We start from the raw sequence: 16,407 nt of genomic DNA on the forward strand, positions 1-16,407 counted from the left end.
TCCCGTGGCGGCGCGCCGAGTCGGCTGGCAAACCCTCGTGCCGGGCGTGCGTGGCGCGGAGCGCCACGACTTGGTGAACCGGCGGTAGCCGGTGAACTGGCGTTGCTGTGCAACGCCGAACGTCGAGCCGGTAACGACCGGCGGCGGTCACCTTCGGGCGTGACGGTCCCGTGTCTGTCGCGCACCCGGGTTCTCCGCGCTGTCATCGCTCCCGCGTGGGACTGCTCGGGCGGGGACTTGAGGCACGCGTCACGACGTAGTTCCTCCCCGGGGTTAAGCGTTACCCGCGACGAAACCTAATCGTTTAGGTGAAGTACTTTTTGTCCCCCGGTACACGGATACAGTCGCATGATGAACGCGGACTCCCCGGACGTGTCCGACGGGTACGCGAAGGAGGACGGCGGCATCTCCCCCAAGCTAGACGCCGCGCTCGACCTCCTCTCGAACCACCGCCGACGGTACGTCCTCTACGCTCTCCGACGCCGAGGTGGTGCGGTGACCCTCGAAGAACTCGCCGAGCAGGTCGCTTCGTGGGAGGACGACGGTGCCGACGAGAAACGCGTTCGCGCGGCCCTCTACCACAACCAGCTTCCCCGCCTGGAGAGCGCTGGCGTCGTCGCGCTCGACCCCGAGACGAACGTCGTCCGACTCACGTCGAACGACGGGTCGCCCCTCTCGGAGTACCTCGACCTCGCCGCCTGCGAGGAGAACGTCGCCTGAGACGGTCCCCGCTGACGTTCGGCCCCGCCGTCCCATAGGGCGGTGACGCTACTCGGCCTCGTACTCCGCCCAGATGTAGCGCGTGGCGACGCTGCGGTACGGACGCCACGGCTCGGCGACCTCCCGCATCTCCGCGCGGGTCATCCCGTCGCCCTCGCCGTACAACTGCTCGATACCCCGCCGAATCGCGAGGTCGCCGAGCGGGAGCACGTCCTCGCGCTTCAAGACGAAGATGAGGTACATCTGGGCGGTCCACTCCCCGATTCCCGTGATGTCGGTGAGCAGTTCGACGACCTCCTCGTCCGAGCGGTCGGCGAGCGCTTCCCGGGTGTAGTCGTCGCGCCGGAACGCCCGCGCGGCGTTCCGGAGGTACGCGACCTTGCTCCCGGAGAGCCCGGCCTCGCGCAGCGCCTGCTCGTCGGCCGCGAGCACGGTCTCGGGCACCACCTCGCCGTCGAGCAGGTCGAACACCCGCCCCCGGACGGCTTCTGCGCTCGCGGTCGAGAGCTGTTGGTTGATTATCGAGACCGCGAGCCGCTCGTACGCCGACCAGTCGCGCTCGGTGTGGGGGTCGTGGGTCTCGATGAGTCGCTCCATCACGGGGTCTTCTCGCAGTACGGGGATGGCCTCCTCCATCATGGTCGCGGTAGTGGTAGCAGGGACGGCGGCGGAATATGTCTCTCGGTCGCGCCTTGCCGACACGAAGGCGTCGGTCGAGCCCCCACCGAGGGCGAAGGGGCGGTTCGGTCGGTTACGCCGCTCCTCGCTCTTTTTCCTCCTCTTCTTCCTCCTCTTCTTCCTCCTCGGTCTCCTCTTCCTGGTCGACGCGCTTCTGGACGTTGACCTGATAGTGCTTCAGGATGTCCCGACCCAGCAGGACGGGGTAGTCCATGTGGCCGCGGTCCTCGACGCTCGCGGTCACCGTGTGGCGGTTGCCCCCGACCCCGACGACCACGTCCACGACCGGCCGGGACCTGCTCGACTTGCTGGACCCGGACTTGACGCGGGCGATGCTCTTGATGGGTCCCGCGCCGATCTTGGCGGCGAGCTTGGTGTCGATGCTCGTCCGGGTTGCGCCGGTGTCGGACTTGGCGAGGACGTTCTCTGAGCCGCTGGTGCCGCTCACGATGACCTCCTCGGTGTAGCCGATGACGACGGGTTCGGCCGGGCCGGTCTCCTTGGGACGGGGCTTGCATGCGGGCACCGAGTCGTCGAGAGTCGCCGACAGGTCCTCGACCTGCGCCTCGTCGACGGTGCCGCCAGCGCGCTCGACCGCGAGCTGTGCGATGTAGGGCGCGGGGCTCCGGCCGGTCGCCTGGAACAGCCCCTTGAATCCCGCGGTGGGATTGACTTCGAGGACGTACCAGCCGTCGTGGCCCTCGATGAGGTCGACGCCCGCGCAGTCGAGCCCGATGGTGTCGGCGGCCTCGCGCGCCATGTCGGCGACCTCCCGCGGGAGGTTCTCGGTCGCGTTCTCGACCGCGCCGCCCAGCGCGACGTTGGTCCGCCAGTCGTTGTCGGGCGCGTATCGGTTCATCGCGCCGACGATGCGGTCGCCGACGACGTACACCCGGAGGTCGCGGTGCTCGCCCTCGTCGCGCTCGATGAGCTCCTGGAGGAACGCCTGCCGGTCGCCCACCCGGGGGTTGACGAGTTCGTCGGGCCCGACCTTCCACGTCCCGCCGCCGTGGGTCCCGATGGCCGTCTTGTAGACCGCCTCCTCGCCGAAGTCCCCTCGGCCGTCGTTGAGGCGGTCGTTCGACAGCGCGAGCAGGGCGTCGGGCACCGGAATCCCGGCGTCGGCGAGCGCGGTCGCCGCCGAGAACTTGTGGATGGCGGTCATCACCGCGCTCGGGGGGTTTATCACCGGTAGAGCGGAGTCGTATATCTTGGCGAGTCCCAGCGCCTCGGAGGGCTGTTCGGTGTTCGAGAGGAGAAGCCGGTTTATCACGATGTCGACCTCGGGTTCGAAGTCGACCGTCCCGTCCTCGATGCTGACCGCGGTGTTCTCCTCGCGCAGCCACTCGGGGTGATGGCCGAGGTCCTCCAGCGCGTTCAGAATCGCCTTCGTCTCCTTGCTGTTGTGCAGACTGAGAACGCCCACGCCGACCCCGGAACCGTCCTTGCTCATTTGTGTTCGGACATTGTACGCCATCCCTTAAAAAGCCACACAGACGCGTCGTGACGGCGTTCCAAGACGTTCGAGGCCGCCGACCGACTGCCGCGTATTTATATACGGCGCGGTCCGAGTGGGTGACATGGCCGGGTCGGATGCGGACGGCGCGTTCACGTACAACGGCGGCATCGTCGAGCCGGGCGAGACCCAGAACATCCGCTACGGCATCAGCGAGACGTATCTGGGCGACCCGGTTCGCATCCCCGTCACCATCGTAAACGGCGAGGAGCCGGGTCCGACCGTGTTCCTGTCGGCGGCGGCCCACGGCGACGAACTCAACGGCATCGAGGTCGTCCGGGAGGTCGCCCACGAGTGGAACCACGACGAGCTCTGTGGCACGCTGGTCTGTCTCCCCGTGCTGAACGTTCCGGGCTTCATCGCTCAGGAGCGCTACCTCCCCATCTACGACCGCGACCTGAATCGGTCGTTCCCGGGTCGTCCCGACTCGACCAGCGCCAAGCGGATGGCCCACCAGATATTCCGAAACTTCCTCGCGCCCTGCGACGTGGGCCTCGACTTCCACACGTCCACGCGCGGGCGAACGAACATGCTCCACGTCCGGGCGAACATGAACGACCCCGACGTGGCCCGCCTCGCGAAGGCGTTCGGGTCGAACGTCATCATCTCCTCGGAGGGGCCGACCGGCGCGCTCCGCCGGGAGGCCAGCGAGTACGGCACGCCCACCATCACCATCGAGATGGGCGAGGCCCACCGGTTCCAGCGCGAGTTCATCAACCGCGGGCTCGAAGGCGTCGAGAGCGTGCTCGCGGAGTACGGCGTTCACCGGACCGAGTCGGTCAAGTGGCCGGGGTGGCGGACCGTCATCGACGAGGACAAGGAGAAGACGTGGCTCCGGGCCGACGCGGGCGGTCTCGTGGAGATGCACCACGACCGCGGCTCGCTGGTCTACGAGGGCGACGTCATCTGCACCATCACCAACCCCTTCAAGACCGACACCGAGCGCGTCCGGGCACCCTTCACCGGCCTGCTCGTCGGCGTGCTGGAGAACCCCGTGGTCTACCCCGGGAACCCGCTGTGTCACATGGTCGAACTCGAAGCCGACACCCGGCGGGCGCTCAAGCGCGACCGGGCGCGCGGCGGTTCGGAGGGCGAGGGCGAACTCGCCCCGCCGCCCGAGACAAGGTAGGCGGCGGTCGTGGGCCGCTAGCAGTTGCGCGCCGCCAGTAGTCGGGCAGTCGGGTCACAGCTACCGGTGAGTGTGGTCGTTACCGCCATCGATTGATGGGACCGCTCCCAAGCGTCGGGCGAGATGCCACGAAGAACACTTCGTCGCGGTTGGCACCGGTATCGCTCGGTGCCGATAGTGTATCGAATATCGGCCGGATTCCTGCTCGGCGCGTTCGTCGGGCTACTGGTCGGCGAGCGGGCGACCGTCCTGCAACCGCTGGGCGACCTCTTCCTCGACCTGCTCGGGATGCTGGTGGTCCCGCTGGTCGTGTTCACGCTCCTCTCGGGGATGGCGAAGCTCTCGCCGTCGAAACTCGGGCGGGTCGGCGGCACCGTGGTCGGTCTCTACGCGGCCACGACCGCCATCGCGGCGGTCGTGGGGCTGACGGTCGCGAACATCGTCCAGCCCGGAACCGGCGTGGAGTTCACGGGCGGGGAGCCCCAGTCGGCGGAGGCCCCGTCGGTCGCAGAGGTGGTCCTCGGAATCGTGCCCGAGAACCCGCTCTCGGCGATGGCGGCTGGCGAACTCCTGCCGACCATCTTCTTCGCGGTCGTGTTCGGACTCGCGCTCGCGCTGGTCCGCGACACCGCCGACGAGGAGGCGGTCCGCGAGGGTGCGGAGACGTTCTTCTCGCTGGTGAACGCGGGGACGAAGGCGCTGTTCAAGATCGTCTGGGGAGTGATGGAGTACGGCGTCGTCGGCGTGTTCGCGCTGACGGCGGCGTCGCTCGGCGAGACGGGCGTCGGGGCCGCGCTCTCGCTGGCGACGCTCGTCGGTGCCATCGCAATCGGCATCGTCGTTCACATCGCGGTCACCTACCTCGGACTCATCGTCGCGGGGCTGCTGGGTCAATCGCCGCTCGCGTTCCTCGACGGCGCGAAGGACGCCATGGTGACGGCGTTCTCCATCCGGTCGTCGAGCGGCACGCTCCCGGTGACCATCGCCGACGCCGAGGACAACCTCAAGATAGACGAGAGCGTCTACGGCTTCTCGCTCCCGCTGGGCGCGACGATCAACATGGACGGCGCGGCCATCCGACAGGCGGTGACGGCAGTGTTCGCCGCTAACTTGGTCGGGGTTCCGCTCGGTCTCGGCGATCAGGTCGTGGTGCTGGCGACCGTGGTCCTCATCAGCGTCGGGACCGCGGGGGTCCCCGGTGCGGGCCTCATCATGCTCACTATCATCCTCGAAGCGCTGGGTCTGCCGCTCGAAATCGTCGGCTTCGTCGCGGGGGTCGACCCGATACTCGGGCGCATCGCCACGATGAACAACGTCACGGGCGACCTCGCGGTGTCGTCGCTCGCCGCGAAGTGGAACGACGCCATCGACTTCGAGTCGGGTGCGTGGTCCCGAGTCGCCGACTCCGACACCTCGGGTGCGATCACCTCCGACGACTGACCGAACGGTTCGGTCCGTCGTCCGAGCGTCGCCGCTCCGCCGGGCAAGATTCTCGTAACTTCTATTTGCCCACAGTCCAACCTCACGAACGGACAAGTATGAGTCAATCGTACAATCGAGGCCTCGTCGAAGACTTCGGCCGGTGGCGGGAGTTCACGGCCGGGATGTGGGCCTGGATATTCCACAAGTTCAGCGGGTGGGTACTCATCGGCTATCTGTTCACCCACATCGCCGTGCTGAGTACCGCCACCGCTGGAGCGAACGCGTACACCGATACGATTCAAGGGCTCGAAAGCCTGCTTCTGGTCCGCGTCATGGAGGTCGGTCTGCTCGCGGTCGCCGTCTTCCACATTCTCAACGGCGTCCGCCTGCTTTTCGTCGACCTCGGCGTCGGACTCGAAGCCCAGGACAAGAGCTTCTACGCGTCGCTGCTAGTCACCGCCATCATCGTGTTGGCGAGCATTCCCACCTTCCTGGAGGGGGCGTTCTGAGATGGCCGAACGCTACTCGTCGTTCCGGAGCGGTAGCACCTCGTGGCTTCTCCAGCGCGTCACCGCGGCGTTCCTCGTCGTGGTACTGGCGTTCCACTTCTTCCTGCTTCACTTCGTCAACCACGCCTCGGAGGTCACGTTCGCGGGGACTCAGGCCCGGATGAGCGAGTGGGGCTACCTCCTCACGATGGTACTGTTCCTGCTGACCGCGACGTTCCACGGCGTCAACGGCGTCTACGCCGCGCTCCTGAACCAGGGACTGACCGGGACGAAAAAGCGCGTCGTTCAGGCCGTGCTCGGCGTCGCGGCGGTCGCGCTCGCCGCGCAGGGTATCTACGTCGCGCTCGTAATGTCCGGAGTGATGTAACATGAGTACACAGATTCAAGAGGAACCAGAGGAGACCGAGACCGAAGCCACAGAGGTAGCACCCGCAGAGCGGGAGTCGCCCGGCGACCGGCGTCGCGCCGAGCGCGACGCCGGTCGCGAGCGAGCGGCCGCGACCGGCCCCGTCGGCGACGTCGAGGGCGAGTCGTTCCGGCTGAAGGTGTTCCGCTACGACCCCGAGGTCGAGGGGAAGATGGAACCCCGGTTCGACGACTTTCGGATTCCCCGCGAGAAGGGGATGACGGTGCTGGACGCGCTCATCTACGCCCGCGACCACTACGACACCACGCTGACCTTCCGACACTCGTGTCGGCAGGCGGTCTGCGGGTCGGACGCGCTGTTCATCAACGGCCGCCAGCGACTCGGGTGTCAGACCCAGATCTCGGACCTCGACCACCCGGTCCGGGTCGAACCGTTGCCCCATCAGGACGTGGTGAAGGACCTCGTCGTGGACATGGAGCACTTCTACGACCAGATGCACGCGGTCGAACCCTTCTTCCAGGGCGACGCGCCCGAGGGCGAACTCGAAGAACAGCGCCAGTCCCGGGAGAACCGCGAGAAAATAAAGATGTCGACGCGGTGCATCTGGTGCGGAGCCTGTATGTCCTCGTGTAACATCGCGGCCGGGGACAATCAGTATCTCGGCCCGGCGGCCATCAACAAGGCCTACCGGTTCGCGATGGACGACCGCGAGGAAGAAGACCTCAAGGAACACCGGATGAACGTGCTGGACCAGGAACACGGCGTCTGGCGCTGCCAGACCCAGTTCTCCTGCACGAACGTCTGTCCGAAGGACATCCCGCTGACCGAACACATCCAGGAACTCAAGCGGGAAGCGGTCAAACAAAACCTCAAGTTCTGGTAAACCATGCAAGAACACGACGTACTCGTCGTCGGTGCGGGCGGCGCGGGACTTCGAGCGGCCATCGCGGCCCACGAGGAGGGCGCGGACGTCGCCCTCGTCACGAAGCTCCACCCCGTGCGCAGTCACACCGGCGCGGCGGAAGGCGGTATCAACGCGGCGCTCCGCGAGGGCGACGACTGGCAACTCCACGCCTACGACACGATGAAGGGGTCGGACTACCTCGGCGACGCCCCCGCCATCGAGACCCTCGCGCAGGACAGCCCCGAGGAGACCATCCAGCTCGAACACTGGGGGATGCCGTTCTCCCGCGAGGACGACGGCACGGTGTCCCAGCGGCCGTTCGGCGGGCTCTCGTTCGCCCGGACGACCTACGCTGGCGCGGAGACCGGCCACCACATGCTCCACACGATGTACGAGCAGGTGGTAAAGCGCGGCATCCAGGTGTACGACGAGTGGTACGTCTCCCAGTTGGCGGTCACGGACGACGAGGACCCCAGCGAACGGGAGTGCCACGGCGTGGTCGCCTACGACATCAAGACCGGTCAGATAGAGGGCTTCAGGGCGAGAAACGGCGTGGTCCTCGCGACCGGCGGTCTCGGGCAGGTGTACGACCACACCACCAACGCGGTCGCCAACACCGGCGACGGCGCGGCGATGGCCTATCGGGCGGGCGCGCCGCTGGAGGACATGGAGTTCATCCAGTTCCACCCCACCACGCTCCCCTCGACCGGCGTCCTCATCTCCGAGGGCGTCCGCGGGGAGGGCGGCATCCTCTACAACAGCGAGGGCGAGCGGTTCATGTTCGAACACGGCTACGCGAACAACGCCGGTGAACTCGCCTCCCGCGACGTGGTCTCGCGCGCGGAACTCACCGAGATCAACAACGGACGCGGGGTGAACGACGAGTACGTCTACCTCGACATGCGCCACCTCGGCGAGGAGCGCATCACCGACCGCCTCGAAAACATCCTCCACCTCGCCCGGGACTTCGAGGGCGTCGACGGCCTCGAAGAGCCGATGCCGGTCAAGCCCGGCCAGCACTACGCGATGGGCGGCATCGAGGTCGACGAGCACGGCCAGACCTGCATCGACGGCCTCTACGCCGCGGGCGAGTGTGCCTGCGTGTCGGTCCACGGGTCGAACCGACTCGGCGGCAACGCCCTGCCCGAACTCATCGTGTTCGGCGCGCGCGCGGGCCGCCACGCCGCGGGCACCGACCTCGGCGAGCCCGAGATAGAGACCGGCCGCTCGGAGGAGTTCGAGCGCGAGGACGACCTCGACACGCCGGTCGAACCCGGCGCGGTCGAGACCGGAAGCGAGGACGCGGTCGCCGACGGTGGCGCGGCGGTCGCCAGCGGCGAAGAGGTCGTCCGGCGCGCGGTCGAGAACGAGCGGACCCGCGTGGACCGCTTCCTCGAAAAGGACGAGGGCGTCCAGCAGGCCGAACTCCGCGAGAAGCTCCAGAAGTCGATGACCCAGAACGTCAACGTCTTCCGGAACGAGGAGGGCCTCAAGCAGGCGCTCGAAGACATCCGGGAGGTACGGGAGGCCTATCAGGACGTGTACGTCGCCGACCCCTCGCGGACGTTCAACACCGACCTCATCCAGACCATCGAGATGCGCAACCTCATCGACCTCGCGGAGGCAATCACGCTCGGCGCGCTCGCACGCGACGAGTTCCGCGGCGCTCACTGGCGACAGGAACATCAGGAGCGCAAGGACGACGAGTGGCTCAAGCACACGATGCTGGCGTGGAACGAGGGTCGCCCGGAGCTCTACTACAAGCCGGTCATCCTCGAAGGCGAGGAGAAGGCGTACGAGCCGAAAGAGCGGTCGTACTGAGACCGCGCTTCCACCCTTTTTTCTTCGTCGGGTGCGCGCAGAGCAGACCGCTTCGCGGTCTGCTCTGCTTGCCCACCCTCCTCGAAAAAATCTGCACCGCGGGAGTAAACTCCCGCGAGCCTTCGTTCGCTTCGCTCACGAAGAGACCAAAAAAGGGCCACTCGCTCGGCGATTTCGGGCCGCTCGGCGGCCCGAAATCGCCTCGCTCGTGGTACTGAAGCTAGTGCGCGAGCCTTCGGCTCGCTGTGGCGTGGAACGTGGAGACAAACCCGAAACCGCTCAGCGGTCTTCCTCGCCGACAATCGCCGTCTCCTCGTCGGTCGCGTGACGGAGTTCGACGCTGTGGCGGGTGTGGCGCGCGTGGGTCTCGGCCCAGCGTCGCGCGGCGTCCTCCGAGAGTCGTTCGACCGCTTCCGGGCAGTTCCGGCAGGTCGCGCGCCACGTCGCGATGCCGTCGGGGAAGTGGCCGGTGTGGCGCTGGTGGTCGAGCGCGAACTGCTCGACCGCCTGATTGCCCACGCCGAGGTCGTCGAGTTCGTACCCGAGGTCCCACTCGCGGTCGCAACGCGAGCAGGTGACGGTGGGCGTGTCGTCTATCTCGGACTCGGCGGGCGAGAATCCGGCGTCGTCGCGGTCGGTCATGGGTCCCGATAGCGCGCGCGGCCCTTTCAAGCTGTTCGCTTCGCGGGCGCGGGGCGAGCGGGCGTCCGACGAACCGCCGGGGAATCGCCAGCTATTTTTCGGTCTCGGTATTTTGGCAGGGTGGTATGTTGCTGGAGGGAACCGTCGTCGCCGACGCGGAGACAGTCATCGACGACGGCGCACTCGTGGTCGAGGGCGACCGCATCGTCGCGGTCGGCGAGCGCGACGAACTGGTCGAGCAGTACTCCGACGAAGACCGGCGGGCCTGCGACGTGCTGATGCCCGGAATCGTCGGCGGACACGTCCACTCGGTCCAGTCGCTCGGCAGGGGCATCGCCGACGACACCGCCCTGCTCGACTGGCTGTTCGACTACGTCCTCCCGATGGAGGCCGGACTCGACGCCGAGGGGATGCGCATCGCGGCCGAACTCGGCTACGCCGAACTCGTCGAGTCGGGCGTCACGACCGCCATCGACCACCTCTCGGTCCGCCACGCCGACGAGGCGTTCGAGGCCGCGGGCGAGGTCGGCATCCGGGGCCGCATCGGGAAGGTCCTGATGGACAAGGACTCCCCCGAGGGACTGGAGGAGGACACCGGCGAGGCGCTCGCCGAGAGCGAGCGCCTCATCCGGGAGTACCACGACACCAGCGGCGGCCGGATTCAGTACGCCCTGACGCCCAGATTCGCCGTGAGCTGTACCGAGGAGTGCCTGCGCGGCGTCCGGGACCTCGCCGACGAGTACGACGGCGTGCGCATCCACACCCACGCCAGCGAGAACCGCGACGAGGTGGCGACGGTCGAGGACGACACCGGGATGCGCAACGTCCACTGGCTCGACGAGGTCGGCCTGACGGGCGAGGACGTGGTGCTGGCCCACTGCGTCTGGACCGACGAGAGCGAGCGCGAGGTGCTGGCCGAGACCGGCACCCACGTCACCTACTGCCCCTCCTCGAACATGAAGCTCGCCTCGGGGGTCGCGCCGATTCCGGACTACCTCGACCGGGGCATCAACGTCGCGCTCGGCAACGACGGCCCGCCCTGTAACAACACCCTCGACCCGTTCACCGAGATGCGACAGGCCAGCCTCCTCCAGAAGGTCGAGGACCTCGACCCCACCACGCTCCCGGCCCGGACGGTCTTCGAGATGGCGACAGTCAACGGTGCGCGCGCCGCCGGATTCGAGCAGGTCGGCCGACTCGCACCCGGGTGGAAGGCCGACGTCGTGGGACTCACGACCGACCTCACCCGGGCCACGCCGCTGCACGACATCCTCTCGCACCTCGTGTTCGCGGCCCACGGCGACGACGTGGAGTTCACGATGGTCGACGGGGAGGTGCTGTACGACGACGGCGAACACGTCCGAATCGACGCCGAGCGCGTCCGGCGCGAGGCCAGCGAGTACGAGGTGCCGGTCGCCGACTAGCCCGATTGGTCCGGCATCCTTCCCCCGGGAGACCCGGCGTCGCTACCCCGACAGACCCAGCGCAGACAGCAGGTCGAAGCTGATTCCCAGCATCTCCACCAGCCGGTATCCGACGTAGATGCCGACGATACCCATCAGCCCGGGGAGTTCGGGCGGCGCGGGGATGGGGATGTTGAGCGCGTGAAACAGCGCGCCCGTGAGCAGTCCGGTCAGGAGTGCGAACAGGGTGAGAACTGCGTCCATACGGCTACGGTCGGGGCCGAGGAGATAAAGGCGATTCCCTCTCGCTACGCTCGCGGTCGCCTCCGGCGACCGCTCACCACCGCCGAGAAACCTCGGCGAGATTCGCGCTCGCTTCGCTCGCGCTCACTTCCGTCAGAAATACTGACGACGTGAGCGGTCGCCTCCGGCGACCGCTCACCGCCGCCGAGAATACTCGGCGAGATTCGCGCTCGCTCCGCTCGCGCTCACTTCCGTCGGCAAGCCGACGACGTGAGCGGTCGCCTCCGGCGACCGCTCACCGCCACTGCGAGAGGGTGTGTGACTCCTCGTAGGGCATCGCGAGCCACGCGTCGTCGTTCGACACGTCGGCGATGACGGTGGTCGGGTCGTCGGCGTCGGTGTCGACGCCGAACAGCACGTCGCCGTCTTCGAACGATTCGTCCAGTTCGTCTGCGGATGGGATGGTCCAACTCAGGGTAGATCACCGTGATTCGGTGGGTCGGTCGTGGTCGCTCTTGCCGCGGGTTCCTATTTAGTATTCACCACCGTTGCGCCAGTAACCGGACGTTATCGCGGTTTCGAACGGCGTGAAACGGTGGGTAACGGCTCGTTACGACGCCCGCCTCGCGGCGGCCAGCGCGGCCGCCAGCAGCGCGACGAGCGCCGCGGTCACGCCGAAGCCGGGGATGTCGCCGTCGGTCGTCTCGGTATCGCTCCCGTCGGTATCGCCACCGTCGGTCGTCTCGGTCTCGCTGTCGTTGGTCTCGGCGTCGTCCTGCGAGGCGACCTCGACTTCGACCTCCTCGGTCGCGGTCGCGCCGTACTCGTCCTCGACCACCACGGTCACGGTCTGCGTGCCGGTCGAACCGAAGCTGTGTTCGACCTCCTCGCCGGTCACCTCGCCGTCGCCGAACTCCCACGTCACCGTCGCGTTGCCGACCTCGTTGTCCACGTCGGCCGAGAAGGTCGCGGCGTCGCCGACCGTCACCGAGTCGGGCGCCTCGACGCTCACCGCGGGCTCGTCGTTGACCACCAGCGTCGCGGTCTCGGTGTCGGTCAGCCCGGCCGCGTCGGTCACGGTGAGTTCGACCTCGCGCTCGCCGGGGTCCTCGAAGCTGACCTCGGCCGTCTCGCCGTCGTCGGTCTCGTCTCCGACCGTCCACTCGTAGGCGTCGAGCGAGCCGTTCTGGGCGCTCGACCCCTCGGCGCTCAGCGCGGCCGACTCGCCGACCGGCACCGACTCGTCGAGGTCGATGTCGGCGCTGGGCGCTTCGACCTCGGTCACCGCGAGCGTCGCCGAACCGTTCGCCTGCGCCGACAGGACCGCCGTGTCGTTGCCCTCCGAGACCATCTCGGTTTCGAGGACCGCCCACCCCTCGTCGCTGCGCTGGGCGACCCGGAGGTCCTCGACCTCGCCCGCGTCGGTCGGGACCGAGAACTCGACGGTCGCCGAGTCGTTCTCGACCGAGTCGGGGCCGGAGACGTTCACGGCGTAGACCGGTTCGCCCGGCGGCGAGACCGCCGAGAGGTCGGCCTCCTCCGAGACCGTGAGGACGCCCGAAGCGTTCGCGTCGGCCAGCGTCACCGTCCGGACCGGCGAGCCGTCGAGTTCGACCGTGGTGCCCGTGGCGTTCTCGTCGGCGTCCTCGATGGCGGCGGCGGCCGGGCCGCCGACCCGGACCAGCCAGCCGTCTTGGTTCTCCGAGAAGCTGGTGGAGTCGCCGACCGCGAGGTAGCCGCCGTCGTGGCCCTCGATGGCGGGCCAGAACTTGTCCCAGTTGTCGTTTCCGTACGTCTGCTCCCACTGTTTGCTACCGCTCTCGTCGGCGCGAATCACCCAACCGTCGGCACCGCGCTCGTCGAGCTTGTGTTTCGCGCCCGTGAGGACGTAGCCGTCCTCCTCGGCCAGCACGCCGTAGAAGGCGTCGTCGCGCTCGGTCCCGTAGGTCCGGTCCCACTGCTGGTCGCCCTCGCCGTCGATCTTCAGCAGCCAGCCGTCCTCGCCGTCCTCGCCGTGGCTGGCGGTCCGTCCCGCGAGGACGTAGCCGCCGTCGTCGGTCGCGGCCGCGTCGTGGACCCGATCTACGTCGGTGCCGCCGTACTCCTCTTCCCACCTGACCTCGCCCTCGCCGTCGACCTTCAGCACCCACGCGTCGGAGGGGTCGTAGGTGCTGCTCTCGATGGTCCCGGTGAGCAGGAGGCCGTCGTCGTCGGCGAAGATGGAGTTGACGTACTCGTCGGAACCGGAGCGCAGGGTGTCGTAGGTCTCGCTCCAGACCTCCTCGCCGTCGGCGTCGAGTTCCATCAGCCAGGCTTCGGCGTTGCCGTCGTCCTGCCAGCCGCCCGCGTATATCGCGTCGCCGTCGGTCTCCAGCGACCAGAACGCCGAGGAGCCGTCCTCGCCGTAGGTCCGCTCCCACTGGCGCTCGCCTTCCTCGTCTATCTTCATCACCCAGCCGTCCCGCTCGGAGCCGTCATCGGCCGTGTACCCGGCGAGCAGGTAGCCGCCGTCGACCCGTTTCACGTCGAAGAGCCGGTCGGCCCCGTCGCCGCCGAAGGCTCGCTCCCATGTGGTGCGGCCGCTCTCGTCCACCATCGCGACGTAACCGTCGTCGGCACCGTCGGACGTGTCGCTGTCGGTCCAGCCGACGACCAGGTAGCCCTCGTCGGTCTTCACGCCGTTCGTGAGCTTGTCGTCGCCGCCCCCGCCGACCGTGGCGTTCCAGCGTTCGGGGGGTTCGGGGGCGTCGGTGTTGGCGGCCGACTGCGCGGCCGCGGGCGTACTCGACGGCGCGGTCGATACGGTTCCGACCGCCGGAGCCGACGCCACCAACACCACCAGCAGGACGCTCGCGAGCGCTCGTCTCATGGCCTGTACCTCCGTCCGTGGGTCGTCGTCTCGTGGTTCGGGTGCATGGTATCGAGTCGTTGTCCGGAAGTATTCGGACGTTATTCTCGCTCCTCCGGACTAGGCTCGCCGGAGCGAACGTTACTTCCAGTGTATCCCGATAAGCGCCTTTGTTATACGCCGTCTGACTCGGAGGTAAGCGGCGTCTGAAACCGGGTTTCTCGGGCCGGTTCGTGAGTTCCGTGGGCCGGTTCGTGGGTTCCGTGGGCCGATTCGTCGGGTCGGGAGTCCGATCCGCCCGGACAGGAATCGGCCTCTCTCGGTCGCTCGACCGTCGCGTTCGCCGACGAATCCCCGACGGGGTCGGGTTCGGTAGCTGTCGGCCGGTAGTAAGCCGCGGTTATCGCCCGACAGACGGGCGATAACAAAGTGGCAGTCCGGCGATAGTCGGGGGCAATGAGGCGTCGACACGCCGCCCGACAGCATCGGACGACAGCCGCGTCGCCGACGAGTCCACGATGAGTCTGGAAACCGCCGACAGGACGTGGCTGGACCGGCTGGCGCGTCCCGCGGTGGCGCTCGACCTGCTGGTGGTGGTCGGGTACGTCGCGGTCGCGGCCGCGCTCGTCTTCCGGCCCGGAATCTACGGGACCCCGCTGGCGGTGGCGCTGGGTCTGCCGTTGCTGTTCTTCGTTCCGGGCTATTCGCTGGTCTCGTTGCTGTTCCCCGACGCCGTCCCGGACGACGCGGGGGGCGACTCGACGCTCGCGGGCGTCCGCCGACACGGACTGAGCGGTCCCGAGCGCGTCGCGCTCGGGTTCGGAGCCAGCGTCGCCTTCCTGCCGGTGGTGGGCGTCGCGCTGGCGGCCTCGCCGTGGGCCATCTCGCCGCCGACCGTCCTGCTGTCGGTCGGCGGGTTCGCGGTCGTCTGCGCGGTTGGCGCGACGCTCCGGCGACTCCGTCGCCCGGCCGACCGGCGGTTCTCGCTCCCGCTCCGGCGCTGGGCGGCCGACGCCGGGCGCGCGGTTCGCGGGGGTCGCTCTCGGACGCCGCGCTGAACGTCGGGCTGGCGGCCGCGGTCGTGGTCGCGGTCGCCGCCGTTGGCTACGCGGTCGCCGCGCCCGGCCCGGACCAGTCGTACACCGAGGTCCAACTGCTCTCCCAGAACGAGACCGGCGAGCTCGTCGCCGACGACTACCCCGAGAACTTCACCCGGGGCGAGAGCGAACCCCTCGTGGTCGGTCTCGAAAATCGTGAGGGCGAGCGGATGGAGTACACGGTCGTGGTCGAACTCCAGCGGGTCGAGCAGGCCGCAGACGGCAGCGCCAGAGTGGTCCAGAACAGCCAGCTCGCGGCGTTCGAGCCGACGGTCGAGGCGGGCGACTCGTGGCGGACCCGCCACGACGTGACCCCGACGATGACCGGCGACGACCTCCGGCTGGTCTACATGGTCTACGAGGGCGAACCGCCCGAGGACCCCTCGACCGAGAACGCCGACGAGTACGTCCACGTCTGGGTGGACGTCTCGGCGTAGCCGGACCACTCATGCCTGCCCGCGCCTAACTTCATCCATGTGGCCGTGGGAACACCTCGCCGTCGGATACCTGGTCTACTCGCTGTTCAGCCGCTGGTTCGATGGACGCGCGCCCCGCGGTGCGGCGGTGGTCGCGCTCGCGTTCGGGACCCAGTTCCCCGATCTGGTCGACAAGCCGCTGGCGTGGGTGTTCGGCGTCCTGCCGAGCGGCTACTCGCTGGGCCACTCCATCTTCGTCGCCGCCCCGTTGTCGTTGCTGGCGGTCGCGGTCGGGGCGGCGGTCGGCCGCCGGTACGTCGGCACCGCGTTCGCCGTCGGCTACCTCTCGCACCTCCCGGGAGACGTGTTCTACCCGGTGTTGGTCGGCGGGCGGGCGAATCCCGGTGCGGTCCTCTGGCCGGTGGTCTCCCCGCCGCCGACCGGGACCAGCGTCGGCCTCCGGGAGATGGTCGGGGCGCTGTTCGGCCGGTACCTCCAGAACCTCTTCACGGCCGAGCTGTCGGCGTACTTCCTGCTCGAAATCGGTCTGCTGGCCTCGGTCGTCCTGCTGTGGCTCTACGACGGGATGCCACCCCTCCGGGCGCTGTTCGCCCCCGTCACCGAGGAGACCCACTGAGACGCGCCGAACATCTCTCTTAACGCCTACAGGCCACCCATAACAAACCGGCTCC

Annotated in this window: 17 protein-coding genes; 11 read left to right on the forward strand and 6 right to left on the reverse strand. The window is 68.2% G+C overall.

All coding sequences use genetic code 11. The features are described from left to right. Window positions 1–348: 348 nt before the first annotated feature. A complete protein-coding gene (locus NGM10_RS15235) occupies window positions 349–720 on the forward strand; it encodes a DUF7344 domain-containing protein (protein WP_253480235.1) in 372 nt (123 codons plus the stop codon). Between the two features lie 48 nt (window positions 721–768). Here NGM10_RS15235 and NGM10_RS15240 read toward each other — a convergent pair whose 3' ends face one another. Continuing rightward, on the reverse strand, window positions 769–1,359 hold the full coding sequence (locus NGM10_RS15240) for a DNA-3-methyladenine glycosylase family protein (protein WP_368408634.1): 591 nt from the start codon (window positions 1,357–1,359) through the stop codon (window positions 769–771). A gap of 112 nt (window positions 1,360–1,471) precedes the next feature. After that, a complete protein-coding gene (locus tag NGM10_RS15245) occupies window positions 1,472–2,851 on the reverse strand; it encodes an ATP-grasp domain-containing protein (RefSeq protein ID WP_253480238.1) in 1,380 nt (459 codons plus the stop codon). A 127-nt stretch (window positions 2,852–2,978) separates the two neighbouring features. On the opposite strand from NGM10_RS15245, the gene NGM10_RS15250 reads away from it, so the two are divergent. From NGM10_RS15250 to NGM10_RS15275, 6 genes are all read left to right on the forward strand, one after another. Further along, window positions 2,979–4,043 (forward strand): succinylglutamate desuccinylase/aspartoacylase family protein, encoded by a 1,065-nt coding sequence (locus NGM10_RS15250; RefSeq protein ID WP_253480241.1) that lies wholly within the window; start codon window positions 2,979–2,981, stop codon window positions 4,041–4,043. Window positions 4,044–4,166: 123 nt separating this feature from the next. Then, on the forward strand, window positions 4,167–5,483 hold the full coding sequence (locus tag NGM10_RS15255; protein WP_253480244.1) for a dicarboxylate/amino acid:cation symporter: 1,317 nt from the start codon (window positions 4,167–4,169) through the stop codon (window positions 5,481–5,483). Window positions 5,484–5,581: 98 nt separating this feature from the next. Further along, entirely contained in the window at window positions 5,582–5,974 is a 393-nt protein-coding gene (sdhC, locus tag NGM10_RS15260) for a succinate dehydrogenase, cytochrome b556 subunit (protein ID WP_253480247.1), read from the forward strand. A 1-nt stretch (window position 5,975) separates the two neighbouring features. Beyond that, window positions 5,976–6,341, forward strand: a complete 366-nt coding sequence (locus tag NGM10_RS15265) for a succinate dehydrogenase/fumarate reductase transmembrane subunit (protein ID WP_253480250.1) — start codon at window positions 5,976–5,978, stop codon at window positions 6,339–6,341. Window position 6,342: 1 nt separating this feature from the next. Further along, the gene (locus tag NGM10_RS15270; protein WP_253480253.1) at window positions 6,343–7,224 is read left to right on the forward strand and encodes a succinate dehydrogenase/fumarate reductase iron-sulfur subunit; all 882 of its coding nucleotides are present in this window, start codon (window positions 6,343–6,345) and stop codon (window positions 7,222–7,224) included. A 3-nt stretch (window positions 7,225–7,227) separates the two neighbouring features. Continuing rightward, window positions 7,228–9,066, forward strand: coding sequence for an FAD-binding protein (locus NGM10_RS15275; protein WP_253480255.1), 1,839 nt, complete (start codon window positions 7,228–7,230; stop codon window positions 9,064–9,066). A 279-nt stretch (window positions 9,067–9,345) separates the two neighbouring features. Here the strand turns inward: NGM10_RS15275 and NGM10_RS15280 are convergent, their stop codons facing one another. Beyond that, window positions 9,346–9,708 (reverse strand): DUF8062 family protein, encoded by a 363-nt coding sequence (locus tag NGM10_RS15280; protein WP_253480257.1) that lies wholly within the window; start codon window positions 9,706–9,708, stop codon window positions 9,346–9,348. Between the two features lie 125 nt (window positions 9,709–9,833). Between NGM10_RS15280 and NGM10_RS15285 the strand changes: the two genes are divergently transcribed. Then, window positions 9,834–11,132: a 5'-deoxyadenosine deaminase gene (locus NGM10_RS15285; protein WP_253480259.1), complete on the forward strand. Its 1,299-nt coding sequence runs from the start codon at window positions 9,834–9,836 to the stop codon at window positions 11,130–11,132. A 42-nt stretch (window positions 11,133–11,174) separates the two neighbouring features. On the opposite strand, the gene NGM10_RS15290 is transcribed toward NGM10_RS15285, so the two are convergent. The 3 genes from NGM10_RS15290 to NGM10_RS15295 form a co-directional block, all read right to left on the reverse strand. After that, window positions 11,175–11,375: a XapX domain-containing protein gene (locus NGM10_RS15290; RefSeq protein ID WP_253480261.1), complete on the reverse strand. Its 201-nt coding sequence runs from the start codon at window positions 11,373–11,375 to the stop codon at window positions 11,175–11,177. A 274-nt stretch (window positions 11,376–11,649) separates the two neighbouring features. Continuing rightward, a complete protein-coding gene (locus tag NGM10_RS18220) occupies window positions 11,650–11,829 on the reverse strand; it encodes a DUF7556 family protein (protein WP_438267171.1) in 180 nt (59 codons plus the stop codon). Between the two features lie 135 nt (window positions 11,830–11,964). Further along, entirely contained in the window at window positions 11,965–14,223 is a 2,259-nt protein-coding gene (locus tag NGM10_RS15295; RefSeq protein ID WP_253480263.1) for a PKD domain-containing protein, read from the reverse strand. Window positions 14,224–14,720: 497 nt separating this feature from the next. Here NGM10_RS15295 and NGM10_RS18420 point away from each other — a divergent pair, with 497 nt between their 5' ends. Genes NGM10_RS18420 through NGM10_RS15305 form a run of 3 tightly spaced genes read left to right on the forward strand, consistent with a single transcriptional unit; the run spans window position 14,721 to window position 16,352 of the window. After that, complete coding sequence (locus tag NGM10_RS18420) at window positions 14,721–15,260, forward strand: DUF8471 domain-containing protein (RefSeq protein ID WP_497007313.1); 540 nt, start codon at window positions 14,721–14,723, stop codon at window positions 15,258–15,260. A gap of 23 nt (window positions 15,261–15,283) precedes the next feature. Next, on the forward strand, window positions 15,284–15,736 hold the full coding sequence (locus tag NGM10_RS18425; RefSeq protein ID WP_497007314.1) for a DUF1616 domain-containing protein: 453 nt from the start codon (window positions 15,284–15,286) through the stop codon (window positions 15,734–15,736). Between the two features lie 37 nt (window positions 15,737–15,773). Further along, the gene (locus NGM10_RS15305) at window positions 15,774–16,352 is read left to right on the forward strand and encodes a metal-dependent hydrolase (RefSeq protein ID WP_253480264.1); all 579 of its coding nucleotides are present in this window, start codon (window positions 15,774–15,776) and stop codon (window positions 16,350–16,352) included. Window positions 16,353–16,407 lie beyond the last annotated feature (55 nt).

The organism is Halorussus salilacus, assembly GCF_024138125.1.
GTDB classification, from domain to species: domain Archaea; phylum Halobacteriota; class Halobacteria; order Halobacteriales; family Haladaptataceae; genus Halorussus; species Halorussus salilacus.